Raw genomic sequence first — 18,918 nt, 5'->3', positions numbered from 1 at the left:
TTGAAGGGATTTACTTGGCGGTCGGCATGCTGAACTCGGGACCCTTGGCGATGCTGTCCGGCCAGCGTTGCATCACGCTCTTGTAGCGGCTGTAGAAGCGCAGGCCTTCCTCGCCGTAGGCATGGTGGTCGCCGAACAGCGAACGCTTCCAGCCGCCGAAGGAGTGCCAGGCCATGGGCACCGGGATCGGCACGTTGATGCCGACCATGCCGACCTTAATGCCGCGGGCGAAGGCCCGGGCCACGCCGCCGTCGCGGGTGAAGCAGGACACGCCGTTGCCGAATTCATGGGCGTTGATCAGCGCCACCGCGCTGGCGAAATCCGGTACCCGGACGATGCCCAGCACCGGGCCGAAGATTTCTTCCTGGTAGATACTCATCTCTGTGGTCACGCCATCGAACAGCGTGGCGCCGACAAAAAAGCCCTGCTCCGCCCCCGGCACCTTGAAACCCCGCCCGTCCACCAGCAGTTGCGCGCCCTGGGCCACGCCCTGCTCGATAAAACCTTCGACCTTGGCCTTGTGCTCGGCGGTCACCAGCGGCCCCATGTCGCTGTCGCCCTGCATGCCGTTGCCGATTTTCAGCTGGTCGATGCGCGGCCGCAGTTTCTCGATCAGCCGGTCGCCCACCTCGCCCACCGCCACGGCGATGGAGATCGCCATGCAGCGCTCGCCGGCCGAGCCGTAGGCCGCGCCGATCAGCGCATCGGCGGCCTGGTCCAGATCGGCATCGGGCATCACGATCATATGGTTCTTCGCCCCGCCCAGGGCCTGCACGCGCTTGCCGCGGGACGTGGCCTGGCGGTGGATGTACTCGGCGATCGGCGTCGAGCCGACAAAGGAAATCGCTTCGATGTCCGGGTGCTGCAACAGCCCGTCCACCGCCGCCTTGTCGCCCTGGACCACGTTGAACACGCCATCGGGTAGCCCGGCTTGCGTCAGCAGGCGCGCCATCAGCAGGCTGGCGGACGGGTCGCGCTCCGACGGCTTGAGGATGAAGCAGTTACCGCTGACCAGGGCCAGCGGGATCATCCACAGCGGCACCATCACCGGGAAATTGAACGGGGTGACCCCGGCGCACACGCCCAGGGGCTGGCGCAGGTTCCAGTTGTCGATGCCGCCGCCGATGTTGTCGCTGAAGTCGGTTTTCAGCAGGCTCGGCGCGCCACAGGCGAACTCGACGATCTCGATGCCGCGGGTCACTTCGCCATGGGCGTCGGACAACACCTTGCCGTGCTCGCGGGTGATGATCTCGGCCAGCTCGTCGTGGTGCTGGTCCAGCAGTTCCTTGAACTTGAACATCACCCGCGAACGGCGCAGCGCCGACTGCTCGGCCCAGGCCGGAAAGGCCTTCATCGCCGAAGCGACGGCCTCGTCCACGGTCTTCTGGCTGGCCAGGGCGACCCGGGCCTGCACGCGGCCGGTGGCCGGGTTGAACACGTTGGCGAAGCGCTCGCCGCTGTCTTGCACCTGACCGTCGATGTAATGGCCGATTACCGGGGCGTCACTCATTGTTCTTCTCCGTTCGAATGTTGGAATTCAGAGGCTGGAAATCACAGATCCAGCAGCCAGCTGTGCCGCGGATCGTTATGGAACTGCCAGACCCGCCTGGGCCCGGCCATGACGTTCAGGTAATAGGACTCGTAGCCATAGGGCACGCTGACCGGGTGGTAACCCTTGGGCACCACCACCAGGTCACCGTGCTCCACGGCCATGGCCTCGTCGAGGCTGCGGTCGTCGGTGTAGACCCGCTGGAACACGAAGCCCTGGGGCGGGTTGACCTGGTGGTAATAGGTCTCTTCGAGAAAGCTCTGGTGCGGCAGGTCGTCGGTGTCGTGCTTGTGCGGCGGGTAGCTGGAGGAATGCCCGGACGGCGTGCGCACCTCCACCACCAGCAGCGAATGGGCCGGCTCGCTGTCCGGCAGGATGTCGCAGACATAGCGGGTGTTGGCGCCCTTGCCGCGCACGCTGCGCTTCATGCTCTCGGGAAGGATCAGCCGGGGGCCGAGGCCGTTGGTGGCGGAGCTTTTTGCAGCAGCGCCGGGCGCGGCGCAGACGGCGATCTGCACATCGCTCAGGGCGGTGACCTGGGCCTGGCTGCCGGGTGGCAGGTAGACGGCGAAGGGCGACTTGTCCTCGAACACCGATTGCCGGTCGCCGAGGTTGTCCCAACCGAACGCGCCCTGCCCCGGCGCCTCGCCCTGGATGCCGATGCGCCCGCTGAGCAGCACCAGGCACAACTCCCGGTCGCCGGCGCTGATCGGCAGGCTTTCGCCGAGGCTCAGGCGGTAGGCGGCGAACCCAACGTACTGCAATCGGCCCTCAGCCAACTGGACCATGGTCCGGCCCTTGGCCGCGCTTTTTACCAGCAGGCTCATTGTCCAGTCCTCTCATCAAGCAGCGCGCGCAAGGTGTCATAACCCTTCTTCGCGTAGATATAACTCGGTGCCACCGCCGGGTCCTGCTCGGCCTCCACCACCAGCCAGCCCTGGTAATCGGCGGCCAGCAGCTCGTCCAGCAGCGCGGCGAAATCGATGTCGCCATCCCCCGGCACGGTGAAGGTGCCGTTGATGATGCAGTCGGGGAAACTCCACAGGTGGTTGCGCGCCAGCTGCACCACCGGCTTGCGTACATCCTTGAAGTGCACGTGGCAGATGCGCCCGATGTGCTTGCGCAGCACTTGCAGGGGTTCGCCGCCGCCCATGTAGCAGTGGCCCGAATCGAACAGCAGGCCGACTTCGCTGCCGGTCAGGCTCATCAGCTGGTCGATGTCCGCCGGCGATTCGACGTAGGCGCCCATATGGTGGTGGTACGCCAGGCGCACGCCGTGGGACAGGGTGAAACGCGCCAGCTCAGTGAGCTTGTCGGCGTATTCCTGCCAGGCCTGCTGGCTGTGAAAACGCGGGCGCTCCACCAGGGCAATGTGCTGGCCCTGGATCGAGTCGGCGACCTCGCCGTAGACCAGCACGCTGGCGCCGTTCTGCGCCAGCAACTGCACATGGCTGGCGATGGCGTCGATCTCCTCGGCCACCGAGCGCCGGGCCAGGCGGCTGGAATACCAGCCCGAGACCAGCGCCAGGTCGTACGGGCGCAGCACATCGCCGACGCCCTTGGCATCCTTGGGGAACTTGCCGTTGAGCTCGAAACCTTCGTAGCCGATTTCCTTGCCCTCGCTCAGCGCGGTGCTCAAAGGCGTTTCGCCGCCGAGGGACGGCAGGTCGTCGTTGCTCCAGGAAATCGGGTTGATGCCAATTCGGATTGCGGGCATGGCTGCACCTTTTATTGTTTTCTAAAAAAGCCGCTGTTTCTGTGTAAGAGCCTGGAGCGGCTGCGCCTACGTCCCCTTGTAGGAGCGAGCTTGCTCGCGATGGAGGTTGACGATGACGCGTACTGCCTGGCTAAACGCGGCGCCCTCAGGCCCATCGCGAGCAAGCTCGCTCCTACACAGGATCAGCCGCGGGCGGCGCGCCAGGCGTCGATCAGCTCGACGAAGGTCGCTTGTACCCGGCGGATCAGGGTTTCGCCGTCGATCTCGCTGGCCAGCCAGGCCCGGCTCGGTTCGTGGAAGATCGTGCGGCCCACGGCGAAGCCGCGGCAGGTGCGGCTGCTGCCGGCCTGGCGGAACCCCTCGGCCAGGGTCGCCGCCGGGGCGTTGAGGCCCAGCAGCACCACGCCACGGCAATAGGGGTCGCGCTCCTCGATCAGCTCGTCGAGCCGGGTCCAGTCTTCGGCGCTTTGCGCCTCGATCTTCCACCAGGCCGGGAAGATGCCCAGGTTGTACAGGCGCTTGAGGGCGCGGTAGAGCACGTCCGGGTGAGTCGAGGGATGGTCCTTGGGCGGAATGATTTCCAGCAGCAGCTCATGGCCGCTGGCCTGGGACGCCTGGTACAGGCCCTTGATCTGCGCTTCCTGCTCCAGGCGCAGCAGCGGTTCGTCGTCCGGGTGGTATTGCACCAGGCACTTGATGATCTGCTCCTGGGGCCAGGCGATCAGGTTGCTGCCAATCGAACGCCCGTGTTCGAAGGCCAGCGGCCGCGAGCCCTGGACTTCCACCGGCCGCGCCACCCACCAGCCGCGACCGGTGGCGGCGTTCAACGAGTCCTGGCCGAAACGCTGGTCGGCCAGCAGGCCGACATCGGCTTCGACGCCCTGCTTGCGCAAATCGGCCTCGACCCGCTCCACGGCCTGGATAAACAGCTGCTTGAGCTGGCCGATGGCCCTGAGCTCGCGCCCGCCCTTCTGCGCCAGTTCCACCAACTGCCCGCGATGGTCGAAGGCGAAGATGAACAGCTGCTTCCAGGCCTTGCGCGGCACGCTGACCTGATGCAGGCGCTGCAGGGTGCTGTCCTGGTCCGGCCGGGTGATGGGCACCGGGCTGTTGAACAGGTAATCCAGCTCGGCGCGGGTCGGCATCGCCGGCGCGCAGGCATGGCGCGACACCACCAGGCCGCCGCAGGCATTAGCCAGCTGGCAGCAGCGCTCGTCGCTGGCGTCCTCCAGCCAGCCACTGAGGAAGCCGGACATAAAGGCATCGCCCGCCCCCAGCACATTGAGCACTTCGACCCGCACCCCGGGGTAAATCGCGCCGTCTTCCAGGCGCGCCGGGATCGCCCCGTGGATCACCGTGCAGCCCTGGGGGCCGAGCTTGACCACCAGGGTCGCGGCGGTCAGCGAACGCACGGTGCGCAAGGCGCTGAGTAGATCGTCGCTGCCGCCAGCGATGAGGAACTCTTCTTCGGTGCCGACGATCAGGTCGAAGCGCGGCAGGATCTTCTGCACATGGGCGCTGACATTCTGGTCGGCGACAAACCGGGTCTCGCCGTCGGCCTTGCCCGCCAGGCCCCAGAGCACCGGGCGGTAGTCGATGTCGAGCACGCGCTTGACGTCGTGCCGCTCGGCGTACTCCAGAGCCTGCAGGCTGGCCTGGTACACGCCGTCGGTGGAGAAATGGGTGCCGGTGATCAGCAAGGCCTTGCTGGAGGCGATAAAGGCTTCATTGATGTCCTCGGCGCGCAGGGCCATGTCGGCGCAGTTCTCGCGGTAGAACACCAGGGGGAAGGTCTCGCGGTCCTTGAGCCCGAGCAGGACCAGGGCGGTCAGGCGCTGCGGGTCGACCTTGATCGCGCTGACGTCGCAGCCTTCGCGGGCCAGGGACTCCACCAAAAAACGCCCCATGTGATCGTCGCCGACCCGGCTCAGCATCGCCGAGCGCAAGCCCAGGCGCGCGGTGCCGAAGGCGATGTTGGCGGAGGAGCCGCCGAGGTATTTGGCGAAGCTTACGACATCCTCCAGCCGGGCCCCGACCTGCTGTGCGTAAAGGTCGACGCCCAGGCGTCCGAGGCAAATCAGATCCAATTGACGCCCACTGGCAAAACGAGTCTGGCCCATGCTGGCTCCTGTTATTTTTATCAGCCTGCGCGTGGCACCGAGGAAGGCGCCGAACGCTCTTGGTGGATGCAGACTAAAACGTTCACCGGCGCCAATCAATATTTTTTCTATAAATTTTTTACGTGGAATATTTTTTCCAATAAACTTTCTCAAGGCCGCTCCAGGCAGCCTGCATCGTTTCAGCAAGCGCCCCGTGGCCGCGCGGCTCAAGATTTTCCCCGCGCCGACCCTGTAGACTGCGCTCAGCCCACCTATTGTCAGGGAGTGGATCAACCCGCCCGCTCCCATTAAGTACAAGCCAGTAAGCACAGAAGGATTGCCTATGTCCCGCACCGATCAGCCGGCCACGACCGAGAGCCCGCAAGACAGCGACCTCGCCAGCCCCCCGATCAATGCCGAGCGCCTGCTGCAGCTGATCACCCAGGAATACGAAAGCCTGCCGCGCCAGCTCAAACGCATCGCCAGCTACATGAGCCAGCAGAGCGACCGGATCATGGTCGACCGCATCAGCGACATCGCCGGCGAATGCGAGGTGCACCCCTCGGCCATCGTGCGCTTCTCCCAGCGCTTCGGCTTCAGCGGCTTCAGCGAAATGCAGGCGCTGTTTCGCGAGGCTTATACCCACAAGACCACCCCCGTACAGAACTACCAGCAGCGCATCCGCAGCATGATCGCCAACAAGTCGCAGAAGGCCAGCGGCGGCGACCTGGCGCGCGAGTGCATCAACGCCACCCTGTCGGGCATCGAGCGCCTGGGCCTGGAACTGGACGACGCGGCCTTCGACAAGGCCGTGGACCTGGTGGTCAACGCCGACAACATCTACGTGGTCGGGGTGCGCCGCTCCTTCGCCGTGGCCGACTACCTGGTGTACAACCTGCAGCACACCAACAAGCGCATTCACCTGGTGTCGGGCCTGGGCGGCAGCTACCGCGAGCAGATGCGCAGCATCCGCCCCAACGATCTGGTGATCGCCATCAGCTTCACCCCGTATGCCAAGGAAACCCAGCACTGCCTGCGCATCGCCCAGCACAATCAGGCCAAGACCCTGATCATCACCGACAGCAACCTGTCGCCCCTGGCCAAGCGCGCCAATACCGTACTGCTGGTCAACGAAGGCAGCTCCTTCGCCTTCCGCTCCCTGAGCGCCACCCTGTGCCTGTGCCAGGCGCTGTTCATCGCCGTGGCCTACCGCCTGGAACTGAAGGTCGACGAGATTCACGAACAGGCGGGGTTCGAGGACTGAGCCTCACCCCGCCGCGTGCGTATGCGCCCGCAACGCCCCCGGCACACCGGTACGGATCAGGCCGCCCTCCTCGACCCAGGCCAGGGTCTGCTGGTGGGCCCGTTGCAGCAGTTGCTCGGTCTGGCTGAAGTCGAACACCGAAATACCCAGCGGACACAAGGGCGCGACCACATGGATCGCCGCCTGTGGCGAATGGAGCTCAATATCCCGCACCAGCTGGCGCATGCTCATCAGGTTCAGAGTGTGCAAGGCCAGGGCGATCAAGCCGCTCGGCGGTCGCGGGCAGGCGCAGCCGAATCCCGTCGGCACCACGATGACCCGGGTCGCGCCCAGCGACACCGCCGCGGCGATCGGGGTGTTACTGGCGACGCCACCGTCGACCAGCAGCTTGTCGCCGATCTGCACCCAGGGAAACACCAGCGGAATCGCGGCACTCGCCAGCAGGGCCTGCTCGACGCTGCCGCTGGATAACAGCTCCTCGGCCCCGGTGAGCAGGTTGGTGGTGACGATATACAGAGGTAGTTCGGTGTCTTCGATGCGGGTCACCGGCAGCACCCGGCGCACCAGGCTCGCCAGCGCCGACGAGGGCAACAGGCAGCCGCGACGCTTGAGCACGGACGACAGCGCGTCAATCAAGGAAAACGGAAACACATCGGCCTTGCGCAAGCCACGCCAGAAATCGGCCAGTTCGGCGACGCCACGGGCATTGGGCCTGGCGGCAAAGTAGGCACCATTGAGGGCGCCGACCGACGCGCCGACCACCAGGTCGAACACCACGTGCTTTTCGAGCAGCGCCCGCAGCATCCCCACCTGGACAGCCCCGAGGCTGCCGCCACCGGCAAGGACAAGGGCAGTTCGGGTGGGATGCATAGCGCTTCTCCTGCCGATGTTCAGCCATTGCTCCCTAAACAATAGCCCTGCCGCACCCCGCTACGAGTCCGTTTGGCGGCTCCCGCGCCATGACATGCTTTTCATCCGAAAGACCGGCAGCGGGTACGTCGCTCACCTACGCTGGGTAACGGATGCTCCACAGCACAATCGTGCTTGCGCCGTTCAATCAAGTGCTGGTCATGGACATCACGACAAGTCCCTCGCAGTACCAGGGAAGTTTGAAGTTCAAACTCACGCAAGGAGCGCATCATGACCGACAAAGCATACGCAATTCTTCTCCATTCCGAAGATGAGGATAATGGCTACCTCTACTTCCCCATTAAACGAAACAATCTCGTTTATGGCGGCATGCCGCAGTTTTTCGGCGGCACCAAGAATGCAGGAGAAAGTGATCACGACACTATCGCCCGGGAGATGAAAGAGGAAAGCGACGGTAAAATCACCTTGGGCGCCGGTGGCTTGACGTCGATATACAAGTCCAGGGTCGGCAACAATAACTACAGCTTTTATATAGCCGAGAACTACCAGGGAAAGAACTTCCTGGGCAGCCTGACCAACAGCGAGATGAGCAGTATCCAGCAGTTCTTCGTTCAAGTCGGGCAGCAGGACGATGTCGAAGACCTGCTCAAATCCCTCAAGATCGTTCCGACCGTGGAGTTTACCGAGTCGGAAACCTATGAGGCGTTCAATAAGGCCATCGCCTGGAGTGAGAAATAAACACGCGCAGTGAGATGCACGGCGTTTTATCGAGCCTGTCATACCGCAACGGTAGAACTCAGCCGATATCGCTCCGCACGCTTAAACCCGCAGTGCAACACTTGGCTGCGGGTTTCCAATCGTCATTGACGATACACAGGTAGCAGTGCCTGGCGGGCCTTTTACAACTTCGCACTCATATAACCGCTCGCCTGTTTCAGCCCCTGCGACAGGCTGCCCGAGAACGTTCACCCTCGCCTAATGACACCTGGAACACAGGTCATCGATGATGGACAGCAATAACCAGGCCCCCGATAGCCAACCCCGGACATTTGTCGCTAAATTAGCCGCTGCCCTCCCCCTGTCTCGTTGTTCCGCACAAGGAAATGCTCAATGAAACTCATCGGTATGCTCGATTCACCCTATGTTCGCCGTGTCGCCATTACCCTCAAGTGCCTGGATATCCCGTTCGAGCATGAGGCGTTGTCGGTGTTTCGCACCTTCGAGCAGTTCCAGCGCATCAACCCGGTGGTCAAGGCGCCGACCCTGATCTGCGACGACGGCACGGTGCTGATGGATTCGTGCCTGATCATCGACTACCTGGAAGCCCTGGCCGGCCGTAGCCTGTTGCCGGCGGCGCCCCAGGCGCGGGCCCATGACCTGCGGCTGATCGGCCTGGCGCTGGCGGCGTGCGAGAAGTCGGTGCAGATCTACTACGAGTACCAACTGCGCCCCGCCGAGAAGCGGCACGAACCGTGGCTGGAGCGGGTTCGCGGGCAGCTGGCGGCGGCCTATGGCGAGCTGGAAAAAGAACTGGAGAAACGCCCGCTGGCCACCGATGGCGATATCGATCAGGCCGGTATCAGCCTGGCCGTGGCCTGGAGCTTTACCCAACTGCTGGTGGCCGAGCATCTGGATGCCGCGCGGTTTCCAAGGGTCAAAGCGTTTGCGGAGTATGCCGAAGGGTTGGCGTTGTTTGTCAGTACGCCGATGGTTTGAGGCCACCAGGCGACGCGGTGTTACTGCAGCACCGCGTCACCGTTCACATTCATCGTAAAAACTTCAGGGAGACGCGATGCCTCAGGCCAGCGCCACCTGCAACGGCGCCACCGCCTGCAAGCCGAAACGCTCGGCGAGGAACGGCGTGATATCCAGCGGCAACGCCTCCTCATTCACCAACCGATCCAGCAGCACCCCGGTGATCGCCGAGGTCAGGATGCCGGTGCGGAAATGCCCGCAGGCATTGAGGTAACCCTCTACCCCGCACATCGGCCCGAGGATCGGCAGTTCATCCGGCGAGCCCGGGCGCAGGCCGGCCCAGCAACGCTTGAGGTTGACCTGTTCGAGCTGCGGCACGCAGCGCACCGCGCCCTGCACCAGGCCCTGGATTTCCCGGTAGGTGGTGCTGATGTCGAAGCCCTTGTCCTCGGTGGTGCTGCCGATCAGGATCTCGCCGTTGTCCTTCTGCGCCATGTAGCAGTCGCTGGTGGTCAGGCAACCGTTGAGCAGTTGCGGCATGCGCTCGGTGAGCAGGATCTGGCCCTTGACCGGCTTCACCGGAATGCTCGCGCCGGTGGCTTGCAGGCTCAGCTCCGCGGCCCAGGCGCCGGCGGCGTTGATCAGGGTGTCGCAATGGAACAGCCCCGCCTCCGCCGTCTGCACGCCGCTGATCCGGCTGCCCTGGTGCAGCACCCCGGTGACGTTGGTGTTGAAGTACATGTCCACGCCGTTCTGCCGCGCGCCTTCGGTGTAGGCGTCGGCCAGGCGGAACGGGTTGACCTGGTGGTCGCAGAGAAATTCCAAAGCGCCCTGGGCGGCATGGCTGACGTTCGGTTCCGCCTGGCGCAGCGCCGCCTGGTCGAGCCAGCGCACCTGATGGGCCAGGTGCGGGATGCAGGCCACGATGTGCTCGGCGTAGAGCCGGTCCTCGTCGTCGTAGATCACGAACTTCAGCCCGGTGCGCTCGAACTTGAAGTCCATGCCGTGGCGTTCGCGCAGTTCTTCATGCAACTGCGGGTACAGGCCGTTGGATTGCAGGGCAAAGTCGAAGAACGACTGCGGCAGGATATGCGGCGTGCTGGAGTCCACCAGCACCGCCGAACCCCGGGCCTGGCGCTTGTTGCGCGCCGACATCATGCGAAAGAAGATCACCCCGCAGCCCAGCCCCACCGACTCGCCGATGGCCCACAGGCCGCCTGCCGAGGCACGGGTGGCATTGCCCGGACGCTTGGCGTCGATCAACGCCACCCGCAGGTTCTTGCGCTTGGACAACTGGTACGCGCAGGAAGCGCCGATCACACCGCCGCCGGCGATGACCACGTCGTAGAACTTACTCATGATTCACAGCATCCTTGCTCGGTTGAGGGAAAGCGGAAAAAGGAATCGGGTCCAGGGGGAAACGCGGGCGCAACCAGCCCACGTCCTGGCGCCCGGTGGCCTGGCGCAGGCGGTCGCTGCAATAGCCCACGCACATGCGGCCCTGGCAGTCGCCCATGCTCACCCGGGTGCGCATCTTCAGGCTGGCCATGTCCTGCACGCCCTGCTCCAGGGCGCGGTCGATATCGCCACGGGTGGCGTGTTCGCAACGGCAGATCAGGGTGTCGGCGGCCGGCAGTTCGATCTGCCCGGTGCCGCGTTCGGTGTAGCGATCCACCGCCGCGCGGAAACGGGTGATGGAGGCCAGTTTGTTCTGGTACTTCTGGCGCCGCGCCAGGGCCTCCTCGTTGCTCAGCACATCGCGCTGCATCAGGATCGACAGCGCGGCGATGCGCCCGGTGAGCATCGCTGCCTCGCCGCCGCGAATCCCGCCCATGTCGCCGGCCAGGTGAATGTGCGGCTCGCTGCTTTGCTGCCAGACGTTGGCCGTGGCCCGCAGGTAGCCGTCATGGCTGAAGCCGTGGTTGAGGCCCATCTGCTGGCTGAGCTGGGTGCGCGGGATAAAGCCGTAGCCCACCGCCAGGGTCTGCGCGGCGACCGGTTGCAGGCGGCTCAGGTCCGGCTCCCAACGCGCCGAATACGGTGCCACGCTGACGCTTTCCAAACCGTCGCTGCCCTGGGCCTCGACCACGCCCCAGCCGTAATGCATCGGGATGCGGTGCAACTTGAGGTAGGCGAGCATGCTCAGGCCGTCGAGGAACAGCTGCGGCTTGTTCAGCAGCGCCAGGCTTTCCTTGGCGATCCGGCCAAAGGTGCAGGCCTCGTAGACCGCCGCCACGTTCGCGCCACTGGCGTGCAGCTGGCAGGCCACCAGCGGCAGCAACGGCCCGCTGCCGGCGATCACCACCGGCCCGCGCGGCTTGACCACGCCGCTCTTGATCTGCAACTGCAAGCCGCCCAGCAGCATCACCCCAGGCAAGGTCCAGCCGGGAAACGGCACGCTGCGTTCATGGCAACCGGCGGCCAGCAGCAACTGCGGATAGGCCACTTCCTGCAAGTGCTCGTCGGCATCCAGCAGGACCAGGCTGCCCTTGCCTTCGGCCCCCACCACCCGGTGGTTGAGGCGCACATCGATCATCTGTTCGCAGTCGGAAAAGGCGCCGTGCAGTTTCGCCAGGGCCTCGCAATAACGCGGCCCCAGATAGTCCAGCTGCACGCCGTCGCGCAGCGGTCCGCGATAGACCACGCCGCCCAGGCGCGAGGCCTCGTCGATCAGGGTACTGCGCACCCCGTGCTCGGCCAGTTCGATGGCCGCGGCCATGCCCGCGGGGCCGCCGCCGACGATCAGTGGATTGAGGCTCATAGCACCTCCTCCGCGGCAATGATGCGGTTGACCTCGGTCTGTACCTGCATGCCCGGCCGCACCTGGGTCTGGCAGGCCCGGCGCTTGTGTCGGCCGTCAATCTGCACCAGGCAGCAATGGCACACGCCCATGCCGCAATAGGCGCCGGCCAGCTGGCCGTGGTCGTTGCGCGCCACCTGACGCAGCCCGAGGGACTGGATGACGCTGAGTACGGTTTCACCAATCGCCGCCGTCACCGGCTGGCCATTGAGGCTGATGGTCATATCCGCCTGTTGCAACGGCTGGATATCGAAGGTTCGTTCGGTATGGCGCATCAGTAAATTCGTCCTTGAACGGAGTGAAGAGGAATGCCAGCGTCCTGCTGTGCATCGCCGTGAACCTGGACTTCGACCCGGATCACGGTTGCGCGACGCCAGCTCCTCGGAGCTGAACACCGGGCCAATCTAGTAGGTTTGTCGAACAACAACATTGATCTGGGCCAAGCAAAGCGCAAGGCTCTGGAATGCGCCTTGCGCCGCCCTGCCCTAACTGGAGAACACGTAGCGGCCCTTGACCTTGCGCGGCCCGATGAAAGCGAAATCCGGAAAGATCAGGCTGCGCACGTACATCGCGAAAAACACCACCCCCAAGGTAATGGCCGCGCCGATCAGGGTCCCCAACGGGTCCTCGGCATAACCTTCGAACAACCGCGGAAATTGCGACAGGGTCAGAAGGGCATAGAAGGTGTAGGCGTTCGCCGAAGGTTTATGGAAGCCCCAGGCAAACAGCAGCGGCACCACGCCACCCAAGAGCGCGAATACCCAGGCAGCCTTGGGGCCGATGACCGAGCCGAGGAAGAACCCTGCCACCGCGCCGACCACCGCCTGCAGCAACATCACCGCCAGCAGGATCTGGATTTTGCGCCGGTGCCGGGCATAGAGCGCGGGATCAGAATAGGCCGCGATCCAGAACGCCAGCAGCCGCTCCTTGATCCCGCTGCCGGCGAACGCGGCAAAGGTTTCGCCCTTGGAGCGCCCGGCCTCGAGGCTGGCGATGACTTGGCGCTTGGCTTGCTGTTTGTCCATCCGTGTTGTCCCCGATAGTGGCCCCCGGCGGCGCCGTGCCGGCAACGCTAGTAGAGGCACCCGGGCCTGTCCAATCGGTGTCTGCGTGGGTTATTTACGCTTGTAGCTTTTGCTGCCGCTCGGGGTCAGGCAATAGACCCCGCCCCGTGGCCCGGTGCAGAAACTGCCACTGCCACAGGAGCAGCCGTCGCTGCTGCGCAACAGGCTTTGTGGACGCGCCGCCTGGCCCGAGTTGCCGTAGCGCGCGGCGCAGTTTTGCTTGGAGCCGCTGATGGAGCCGTCGTTGCACAAAAACAGCTCGCCGTCGCAACCGGCGATCCCGCCCTTCTTGCCGGAGCAGGGTTGATTGGCGGCGAACGCCGGGGCCGCCGCCAGCAGCAACAGGCAAATGCCCAGGGCTTTCCAGTCGAGGTCATGAGGTCGGTGCATTGCGTAGCGTCCCTGCCAGCCAGTAATAGCTGGATGATATCAACGATCGCTCCGCCCAGCGCGCCTGCTACCCTGCGTTGGCCAGGGCACTGGCGCAAAGATGAAAGATTTTTTAGAAAGCCCGCGGCCATTTCTTGGCAAAATGCCGGCCTGTGTCATGAAATCCCAATCAGGTAAGCCCCTATGACCCGCATTCTGACCATCGAAGACGATGCCGTAACAGCCCGCGAAATCGTGGCCGAACTGAGCAGCCACGGGCTGGACGTGGATTGGGTCGATAACGGTCGCGAAGGCCTGGTACGTGCCGTCAGCGGCGACTACGACCTGATCACCCTCGACCGCATGCTGCCCGAGCTGGATGGCCTGGCGATCGTCACCACCCTGCGCACCATCGGCGTGTCGACGCCGATCCTGATGATCAGCGCCCTGTCCGACGTCGACGAACGCGTGCGCGGCCTGCGCGCCGGCGGCGACGACTACCTGACCAAACCCTTCGCCTCCGACGAAATGGCGGCCCGGGTCGAGGTGCTGCTGCGGCGCAAGAGTACGGTGCAGGAATTCGAGACCTGCCTGCGGGTCGCCGACCTGGAGCTGAACCTGATCAGCCGCGAAGCGACCCGCGCCGACCAGTTGCTGAGCCTGTTGCCCACCGAATACAAGCTGCTGGAATTCCTCATGCGCAACACCGGCCAGATCCTCTCGCGGATGATGATTTTCGAGGAGGTCTGGGGCTATCACTTCGACCCGGGCACCAACCTGATCGACGTGCATATCGGCCGCCTGCGCAAGAAGATCGATCCGCCCGGCATGACCCCGCTGATCCGCACCGTGCGAGGCTCGGGTTATGTCATTGCTGAACCCCTCTAAGGGCTGGCGCTCCTCCAGCAGCCGCCTGCTGGCGCTCTACAGTTCGCTGTTCGTGGCCTGGAGCTGCATCCTCATGGGCGTCATGTACTACGAGGTGTCCGGCTACCTGGAAAGCCTCGCCAAGCACTCGCTGATGCAGCGCCAGCACCTGTTCGCGCGCTTCCAGGGCGAACAGCTGGAAGAGGCCCTGACCACCAGCATGACCTTCGACATGCGCGCCATCGACGCCTACGGCCTGTTCGACGAGCGCCGCCGTTACCTCAGCGGGCCGATCCGCGAGATCCCCGACGACCTGCCGCTGGACGGGCAGATCCACGAGCTCAAGAGCTGCATCGACTCCGACGACCCCAACCTGCCCCGCGACAGTTGCGACGCGGTGGCCACCTACACCCGCGATGGCCGCTGGCTGATCCTGGTGCGCGACAACGGCTCGCTGTTCGCGGTGACGCGGATCATCCTCCATGCGCTGCTGTGGGGTGTATCGCTGACCATCATTCCCGGGGCCGCCGGCTGGCATCTGCTCCGGCGCCGGCCGCTGCGGCGGATCCGCGCCCTGCAGGCCAGCGCCGAGGCGATAGTCGCCGGCGACATGACCCACCGCCTGCCGCTGTCCAACCGCCGCGACGAGCTGGACATGCTGGCGGCCATCGTCAACGCCATGCTCGACCGCATCGAACGGCTGATGAACGAGGTCAAGGGCGTGTGCGACAACATCGCCCACGACCTGCGCACCCCGCTGACCCGCCTGCGCGCCCAGCTGTACCGCATGCAGCAACAGGCGGTCGAGGGCACGCCGGAAGCCTTGCAGCTGGACCAGGTGCTGGCCGAGGCCGATCGATTGATGGCGCGTTTTCGCGGCTTGCTGCGGATTTCCGAGATCGAGGATCACCAGCGTCGCTCGGGGTTTGTCGAGCTCGACCCGCTGCCGTTGCTGCGCGAGCTATATGACTTTTATTTGCCGCTGGCCGAGGAAGGCCAGCTGACCCTGACCCTGGATGTGCCCGCCACGCTGCCGAGCCTGACCGGCGACCGCGCCCTGCTGTTCGAGGCCCTGGCCAACCTGTTGAGCAACTCGATCAAGTTCACCCCGCCGGGCGGCGAAGTGATTCTGCGCGGTGTCGAGGATGGCGGCTGTACGCGCCTGGAAGTCCTCGACTCCGGCCCCGGCATTCCCGAGGCCGAGCGCAAGGCGGTGTTCCAGCGCTTCTACCGGGTCGACGACAGCAACTCCCACGGCGGCTTTGGCCTGGGCCTGTCCATCGTCGCGGCCATCGTCAGCCTGCACGGCTTCAAGCTCGACGTCGGCAGCAGCGACCGCGGCGGCGCGCGCCTGAGCCTCGATTGCCGGCCGAGCCTGATCGGCAAAGACTGAACGGCTGCTACAGAAGAATGCCGGGTGCGATCAGGACAGATGCACCAGGCTGATGGAGTTGCTGCGCAACTCGTACCGCAGCTCCTCGATCATCGCCAGCACGTCCGCTTCAGTCTCAAGCAGCCGCGGGTCGATGCCGGTGACCACCAGGTCGACCCGGCCGCTTTGCGGTTCGTAGATCCGCAGGGTGACGGTGGAGTCGGCGCCGGTGCTGAAGGCACAGGCCAGGGGCGCGAAGCCCTGTTCGATGTAGCGGCGCAACTGCGCCCGGGAAATCACCCAGGCCTTCCTCAGCGGCGACGCCACAACAGGCCGGCCAGCAGGCCGATCCCGGCGAGGATGGCGACGCTGGCCATGGGTTTGTCACGGACAAAGCGGGAGACGCTGTCCAGCGCATCGCCATAGGTTTCCTGCAATTGCCCGGCAGCCTGGCGAGCGGCGCCTTCCAGGCGCATCTGCTGATCGTCCAGCAGCTCGCCTACTGCACCCTGGGCCTTACCGGCCGCGGTGCCCACCGCACCTTTGATCTGTTCGCTACGCATCGTGCATTCCTTCAGCTGATGATTTTCGGTGCACGGCCCGTGTCCGCCACGGCACCGCACATCACCCAGCCTAAAAAACCCCGTCACGCCGCAAAAGCGCCATTTGTACTGATGGCACTGGTGCATTTGCACCGGTCAGCGCTGAGCCTTGCCACGGCGATCGCCGCTGAACAGCCCGCGCTCGCGAGCCCAGACAATGGCCTCGGCGCGGCTGTGCACCGCCAGCTTGGAATACACCGTGGCCACGTGATTGCGCACCGTGCTGGGCGCCAGCTGCAGGCGCGCGGCGATCTCCTTGTCGGCCAGGCCCTCGCAGATCAGCCCCAGCACATCACGCTCGCGGGCGGTCAGGTCGGTAAAGGACGCACTGGGCTGCTCGGCCTGGTTGGCGCTGCGTACATTGGCCAGCTTTTCGATCAGGGTCTGGCTGAACCACGAGGCATCGCGCATCACCTCCTCGATCGCCGACACCAGCTCCAGCTCGGAGCGCTTGCGCTCGGTGATGTCCATCAGCACCAGCAGGTAGCTGGGCTTGCCCTGGATATCCACGGTGTCGGCCGAGACCACGCAGTCGAGCAGTTCGCCGCCCTTCTTCGCCACCCGAAGGTCGACGTTGCGCACATCGGCGCTTTTCTCCAGGGCGCCGAACAGGCTGGCACAGGCCTGCGGGCTGGCGATGAAACCGACCTCCTCCACTGTCTTGCCCAGCAGCTCTTCGGCGGCATAACCGGTGCTGTCGAGAAAGGCCTCGTTGACATCGACGATCTGCTGGCTGTCGGCGCCGCAGACCAGGGTCGGCACCGGCGTCAGGCGAAACGCCTTGGCAAAGCGCTCCTCGCTCTGGCGCAGGGCGGTCTCGGCCTTGCGCCGCGGCTCCAGGTCCATGAAGGAAAACAGCATGCAGTCTTCTTCATTGAGGTCCAGCGGCTGGCCAGCGACTATCACCAGCTTGCTGCCGCCTTCGGGCAGGCGCAGCTCGGCCTGCATCTGCGGAATGGTCGCGCCCTGGTTCAGGCGTTCGATGGCCAGGTCCTTGCGCTCGGCGCCCTCCAGCACATCCACTTCGTATACCGAGCGGCCGATCACCTGGTCGCGGGCATATCCAGTCATTTCCAGGAAGCCCTGGTTGACCTTGATGTAGCGCAGGTCGCTGAGGCGGCAGATCACCGCCGGCGCCGGGTTGGAATTGAAGGTCTTCTCGAAGCGCTGTTCGGCGCTGGCCCACTCGGTGGCATCGCTGAGGATCAGCACCAGGGATTCCACCTCGCCGGCGCGGTCGGTGAGGATCATGCTGCGCACCCGATGCACCCAGGTGCGTTCTTCCTCGCCCTCGCCGCTGCGCACCTCCACCACCACATCGCTGAAAGTCTCCCCGGCGGCGACCCTATTGATGGGGTAGCTGTCCAGCGCCAGCGGGTGGTTGTTGCGATAACGCAGGGCGAAACGCTCGGCGTATTGCTGGTCGTCGGCGCCCAACTCGGCGATCTCCCCAACCCCGTGCATGGCCAGCGCCGCCTCGTTGGCCCAGACGATGCGCCGGTCCGCCTCGAGCAGGATGACCCCGTCGGACAGTCCGGAAATGATCTGCTGCAACTGTCGGCGATTGGTTTCGGTGGCGAGTAGATCCTGGCTCATGGCAATTCCTCAAAGGCCCGGCGCCACTGGCGTGACGTCGAAAAAAGGCGGGCAGAAACTACGACCACGGCGCTTCGCCATCGTGCCCTGGAGCCGATGCGCCAATGACGGCGGAGTACTGGAGCCTCGCCTGCGCAAAGGCTAAGCTGCCGCACCCGGCCCAATCCGCCAATGCCATCAAGGAGTGAAGCATGATCACCATCCGTGAAGCTGACAGCCGCGATATCGATGCCCTCCAAGCCATCGGATGCGCCACCTACCGCGAGCATTTCTCCTCGATCTGGACCGCTGAAGGCATACAGCAGTTTCTCGACCAGGACTTCTCCCTCCATACCCTGCGAGACTCTCTTGCCGCCAAGAGCGAGCATCTGTGGCTGCTGGCCCTGGACGAGCAACAGCACCCCATAGGTTTCGCCAAACTCAACTGGGCGCGGCCCACTCCGGGCAGCGGCATTCCCGGTGCCGAGTTGCAGAAGATCTATCTGCTCAAATCCCAGGCCGGCAAGGGGCACGGTCGCCGCTTGCTTGAGCATGTGCTGCAGCGCGCCACCGATGCCGGTGAACCCTGCCTGTGGCTGGACGTGCTCAAGAGCAACATTGGCGCCCAGCGTTTTTATGCCAGCGCCGGCCTGCGTCAGGTAGGCGAGGTGCCCTTCAACACCGACCTGGAGCAGATAGGGATGTGGGTGATGGCTTGCGACCTGCCCGGCCGCAGCAACCGCTTGTCACCCCGCTCGCCCCTGTAGCCGCTGGCGCAGTCTGCGATAGAGCCGAAGGGTCTCCGGCGCCAGCAGGATCGCCACGAGCGTGCCGCTCGATCGCAGCCTGCGGCAGCGGCTACACAGGCATTGAGCGAGAGCGGAATATCGAGAGGATCGCAGCCTCTCTGTAGCCGCTGGCGCAGCCTGCGATAGACCCGCAGGGTCTCCGGCGCCGGCAAGATCGCCGCGAGCGTGCCGCTCGATCGCAGCCTTCGGCAGCGGCTACACAGGCATTGAGCGGGGGCGGAATGTCGAGGGGTTCGCAGCCTCCCTGTAGCCGCTGGCGCAGCCTG

At 64.8% G+C, this 18,918-nt stretch carries 20 protein-coding genes; 7 read left to right on the top strand and 13 right to left on the bottom strand.

All coding sequences use genetic code 11. The annotated features are described in order from the left end of the window. Positions 1 to 10: 10 nt before the first annotated feature. The 4 genes from BMY68_RS04555 to iolC form a co-directional block, all read right to left on the bottom strand. Positions 11 to 1,510: a CoA-acylating methylmalonate-semialdehyde dehydrogenase gene (locus tag BMY68_RS04555; protein ID WP_085531378.1), complete on the bottom strand. Its 1,500-nt coding sequence runs from the start codon at positions 1,508 to 1,510 to the stop codon at positions 11 to 13. A 41-nt stretch (positions 1,511 to 1,551) separates the two neighbouring features. Continuing rightward, on the bottom strand, positions 1,552 to 2,376 hold the full coding sequence (gene iolB, locus BMY68_RS04550) for a 5-deoxy-glucuronate isomerase (RefSeq protein ID WP_085531380.1): 825 nt from the start codon (positions 2,374 to 2,376) through the stop codon (positions 1,552 to 1,554). Beyond that, the gene (iolE, locus tag BMY68_RS04545; RefSeq protein WP_085531382.1) at positions 2,373 to 3,266 is read right to left on the bottom strand and encodes a myo-inosose-2 dehydratase; all 894 of its coding nucleotides are present in this window, start codon (positions 3,264 to 3,266) and stop codon (positions 2,373 to 2,375) included. The genes iolB and iolE overlap by 4 nt, the downstream gene beginning before the upstream one ends. Before the next feature lie 182 nt (positions 3,267 to 3,448). Continuing rightward, complete coding sequence (gene iolC, locus BMY68_RS04540; RefSeq protein WP_085531383.1) at positions 3,449 to 5,386, bottom strand: bifunctional 5-dehydro-2-deoxygluconokinase/5-dehydro-2-deoxyphosphogluconate aldolase; 1,938 nt, start codon at positions 5,384 to 5,386, stop codon at positions 3,449 to 3,451. Between iolC and BMY68_RS29525 the strand changes: the two genes are divergently transcribed. Both BMY68_RS29525 and BMY68_RS04535 read left to right on the top strand, forming a co-directional pair. Then, positions 5,385 to 5,621 (top strand): hypothetical protein, encoded by a 237-nt coding sequence (locus BMY68_RS29525; RefSeq protein WP_139214876.1) that lies wholly within the window; start codon positions 5,385 to 5,387, stop codon positions 5,619 to 5,621. The two genes, iolC and BMY68_RS29525, sit on opposite strands and share 2 nt — an antisense overlap. Positions 5,622 to 5,708: 87 nt before the next feature. Then, positions 5,709 to 6,629: a MurR/RpiR family transcriptional regulator gene (locus BMY68_RS04535; RefSeq protein WP_009043375.1), complete on the top strand. Its 921-nt coding sequence runs from the start codon at positions 5,709 to 5,711 to the stop codon at positions 6,627 to 6,629. A gap of 3 nt (positions 6,630 to 6,632) precedes the next feature. On the opposite strand, the gene BMY68_RS04530 is transcribed toward BMY68_RS04535, so the two are convergent. Further along, a complete protein-coding gene (locus BMY68_RS04530) occupies positions 6,633 to 7,499 on the bottom strand; it encodes a patatin-like phospholipase family protein (protein ID WP_085531385.1) in 867 nt (288 codons plus the stop codon). 270 nt (positions 7,500 to 7,769) lie between these two features. Between BMY68_RS04530 and BMY68_RS04525 the strand changes: the two genes are divergently transcribed. Together BMY68_RS04525 and BMY68_RS04520 are read left to right on the top strand one after the other, a co-directional pair. Further along, positions 7,770 to 8,237 carry an NUDIX hydrolase gene (locus BMY68_RS04525; RefSeq protein ID WP_085531387.1) on the top strand — a complete coding sequence of 156 codons (468 nt, stop codon included), beginning with the start codon at positions 7,770 to 7,772 and terminating at the stop codon, positions 8,235 to 8,237. 372 nt (positions 8,238 to 8,609) lie between these two features. Then, the gene (locus BMY68_RS04520; protein ID WP_085531389.1) at positions 8,610 to 9,215 is read left to right on the top strand and encodes a glutathione S-transferase; all 606 of its coding nucleotides are present in this window, start codon (positions 8,610 to 8,612) and stop codon (positions 9,213 to 9,215) included. A gap of 81 nt (positions 9,216 to 9,296) precedes the next feature. On the opposite strand, the gene hcnC is transcribed toward BMY68_RS04520, so the two are convergent. The 5 genes from hcnC to BMY68_RS04495 all read right to left on the bottom strand — a co-directional run bounded on the left by hcnC (position 9,297) and on the right by BMY68_RS04495 (position 13,448). Then, complete coding sequence (gene hcnC, locus BMY68_RS04515; protein ID WP_085531390.1) at positions 9,297 to 10,553, bottom strand: cyanide-forming glycine dehydrogenase subunit HcnC; 1,257 nt, start codon at positions 10,551 to 10,553, stop codon at positions 9,297 to 9,299. Next, the gene (gene hcnB, locus BMY68_RS04510; RefSeq protein WP_085531392.1) at positions 10,546 to 11,955 is read right to left on the bottom strand and encodes a cyanide-forming glycine dehydrogenase subunit HcnB; all 1,410 of its coding nucleotides are present in this window, start codon (positions 11,953 to 11,955) and stop codon (positions 10,546 to 10,548) included. Before hcnB ends, hcnC begins: the two co-directional genes overlap by 8 nt. Next, a complete protein-coding gene (hcnA, locus tag BMY68_RS04505) occupies positions 11,952 to 12,269 on the bottom strand; it encodes a cyanide-forming glycine dehydrogenase subunit HcnA (protein ID WP_041986661.1) in 318 nt (105 codons plus the stop codon). Before hcnA ends, hcnB begins: the two co-directional genes overlap by 4 nt. A 210-nt stretch (positions 12,270 to 12,479) precedes the next feature. Then, positions 12,480 to 13,019, bottom strand: coding sequence for a hypothetical protein (locus BMY68_RS04500; RefSeq protein ID WP_085531393.1), 540 nt, complete (start codon positions 13,017 to 13,019; stop codon positions 12,480 to 12,482). 90 nt (positions 13,020 to 13,109) lie between these two features. Continuing rightward, positions 13,110 to 13,448 (bottom strand): YdcA family protein, encoded by a 339-nt coding sequence (locus BMY68_RS04495; RefSeq protein WP_085531395.1) that lies wholly within the window; start codon positions 13,446 to 13,448, stop codon positions 13,110 to 13,112. A 183-nt stretch (positions 13,449 to 13,631) separates the two neighbouring features. Here BMY68_RS04495 and BMY68_RS04490 point away from each other — a divergent pair, with 183 nt between their 5' ends. Next, a complete protein-coding gene (locus BMY68_RS04490) occupies positions 13,632 to 14,315 on the top strand; it encodes a response regulator transcription factor (RefSeq protein WP_009043366.1) in 684 nt (227 codons plus the stop codon). After that, on the top strand, positions 14,293 to 15,687 hold the full coding sequence (locus BMY68_RS04485; RefSeq protein WP_085531397.1) for a sensor histidine kinase: 1,395 nt from the start codon (positions 14,293 to 14,295) through the stop codon (positions 15,685 to 15,687). The genes BMY68_RS04490 and BMY68_RS04485 overlap by 23 nt, the downstream gene beginning before the upstream one ends. 30 nt (positions 15,688 to 15,717) lie before the next feature. Here the strand turns inward: BMY68_RS04485 and BMY68_RS04480 are convergent, their stop codons facing one another. The 3 genes from BMY68_RS04480 to BMY68_RS04470 form a co-directional block, all read right to left on the bottom strand. Next, positions 15,718 to 15,966: a DUF1652 domain-containing protein gene (locus BMY68_RS04480; RefSeq protein WP_085531399.1), complete on the bottom strand. Its 249-nt coding sequence runs from the start codon at positions 15,964 to 15,966 to the stop codon at positions 15,718 to 15,720. An 11-nt stretch (positions 15,967 to 15,977) separates the two neighbouring features. Continuing rightward, positions 15,978 to 16,229, bottom strand: coding sequence for a CsbD family protein (locus BMY68_RS04475; protein WP_085531401.1), 252 nt, complete (start codon positions 16,227 to 16,229; stop codon positions 15,978 to 15,980). A 135-nt stretch (positions 16,230 to 16,364) separates the two neighbouring features. Then, on the bottom strand, positions 16,365 to 17,864 hold the full coding sequence (locus tag BMY68_RS04470; protein ID WP_085531403.1) for a helix-turn-helix transcriptional regulator: 1,500 nt from the start codon (positions 17,862 to 17,864) through the stop codon (positions 16,365 to 16,367). 191 nt (positions 17,865 to 18,055) lie between these two features. Here BMY68_RS04470 and BMY68_RS04465 point away from each other — a divergent pair, with 191 nt between their 5' ends. Next, the gene (locus tag BMY68_RS04465) at positions 18,056 to 18,610 is read left to right on the top strand and encodes a GNAT family N-acetyltransferase (protein WP_009043361.1); all 555 of its coding nucleotides are present in this window, start codon (positions 18,056 to 18,058) and stop codon (positions 18,608 to 18,610) included. Positions 18,611 to 18,918: the final 308 nt, after the last annotated feature.

The sequence above is a fragment of the Pseudomonas sp. NFACC41-3 genome, from assembly GCF_900109505.1.
GTDB classification, from domain to species: Bacteria; Pseudomonadota; Gammaproteobacteria; order Pseudomonadales; family Pseudomonadaceae; genus Aquipseudomonas; species Aquipseudomonas chlororaphis.
Note: the sequence above shows the minus strand (reverse complement) of the source record. Positions and strands in the feature narration are given on the sequence as shown.

Bases quoted from the DNA above. Each gene is read 5' to 3' on its own strand.
- hcnA (WP_041986661.1), bottom strand. From the start codon at position 12,269: ATGCGCCATACCGAACGAACCTTCGATATCCAGCCGTTGCAACAGGCG.
- BMY68_RS04470 (WP_085531403.1), bottom strand. From the start codon at position 17,864: ATGAGCCAGGATCTACTCGCCACCGAAACCAATCGCCGACAGTTGCAG.
- iolE (WP_085531382.1), bottom strand. From the start codon at position 3,266: ATGCCCGCAATCCGAATTGGCATCAACCCGATTTCCTGGAGCAACGAC.
- hcnB (WP_085531392.1), bottom strand. From the start codon at position 11,955: ATGAGCCTCAATCCACTGATCGTCGGCGGCGGCCCCGCGGGCATGGCC.
- iolB (WP_085531380.1), bottom strand. From the start codon at position 2,376: ATGAGCCTGCTGGTAAAAAGCGCGGCCAAGGGCCGGACCATGGTCCAG.
- BMY68_RS04555 (WP_085531378.1), bottom strand. From the start codon at position 1,510: ATGAGTGACGCCCCGGTAATCGGCCATTACATCGACGGTCAGGTGCAA.
- iolC (WP_085531383.1), bottom strand. From the start codon at position 5,386: ATGGGCCAGACTCGTTTTGCCAGTGGGCGTCAATTGGATCTGATTTGC.
- BMY68_RS29525 (WP_139214876.1), top strand. From the start codon at position 5,385: ATGCTGGCTCCTGTTATTTTTATCAGCCTGCGCGTGGCACCGAGGAAG.
- BMY68_RS04490 (WP_009043366.1), top strand. From the start codon at position 13,632: ATGACCCGCATTCTGACCATCGAAGACGATGCCGTAACAGCCCGCGAA.
- BMY68_RS04530 (WP_085531385.1), bottom strand. From the start codon at position 7,499: ATGCATCCCACCCGAACTGCCCTTGTCCTTGCCGGTGGCGGCAGCCTC.
- BMY68_RS04520 (WP_085531389.1), top strand. From the start codon at position 8,610: ATGAAACTCATCGGTATGCTCGATTCACCCTATGTTCGCCGTGTCGCC.
- BMY68_RS04475 (WP_085531401.1), bottom strand. From the start codon at position 16,229: ATGCGTAGCGAACAGATCAAAGGTGCGGTGGGCACCGCGGCCGGTAAG.
- BMY68_RS04485 (WP_085531397.1), top strand. From the start codon at position 14,293: ATGTCATTGCTGAACCCCTCTAAGGGCTGGCGCTCCTCCAGCAGCCGC.
- BMY68_RS04465 (WP_009043361.1), top strand. From the start codon at position 18,056: ATGATCACCATCCGTGAAGCTGACAGCCGCGATATCGATGCCCTCCAA.
- BMY68_RS04495 (WP_085531395.1), bottom strand. From the start codon at position 13,448: ATGCACCGACCTCATGACCTCGACTGGAAAGCCCTGGGCATTTGCCTG.
- BMY68_RS04525 (WP_085531387.1), top strand. From the start codon at position 7,770: ATGACCGACAAAGCATACGCAATTCTTCTCCATTCCGAAGATGAGGAT.
- BMY68_RS04535 (WP_009043375.1), top strand. From the start codon at position 5,709: ATGTCCCGCACCGATCAGCCGGCCACGACCGAGAGCCCGCAAGACAGC.
- BMY68_RS04500 (WP_085531393.1), bottom strand. From the start codon at position 13,019: ATGGACAAACAGCAAGCCAAGCGCCAAGTCATCGCCAGCCTCGAGGCC.
- hcnC (WP_085531390.1), bottom strand. From the start codon at position 10,553: ATGAGTAAGTTCTACGACGTGGTCATCGCCGGCGGCGGTGTGATCGGC.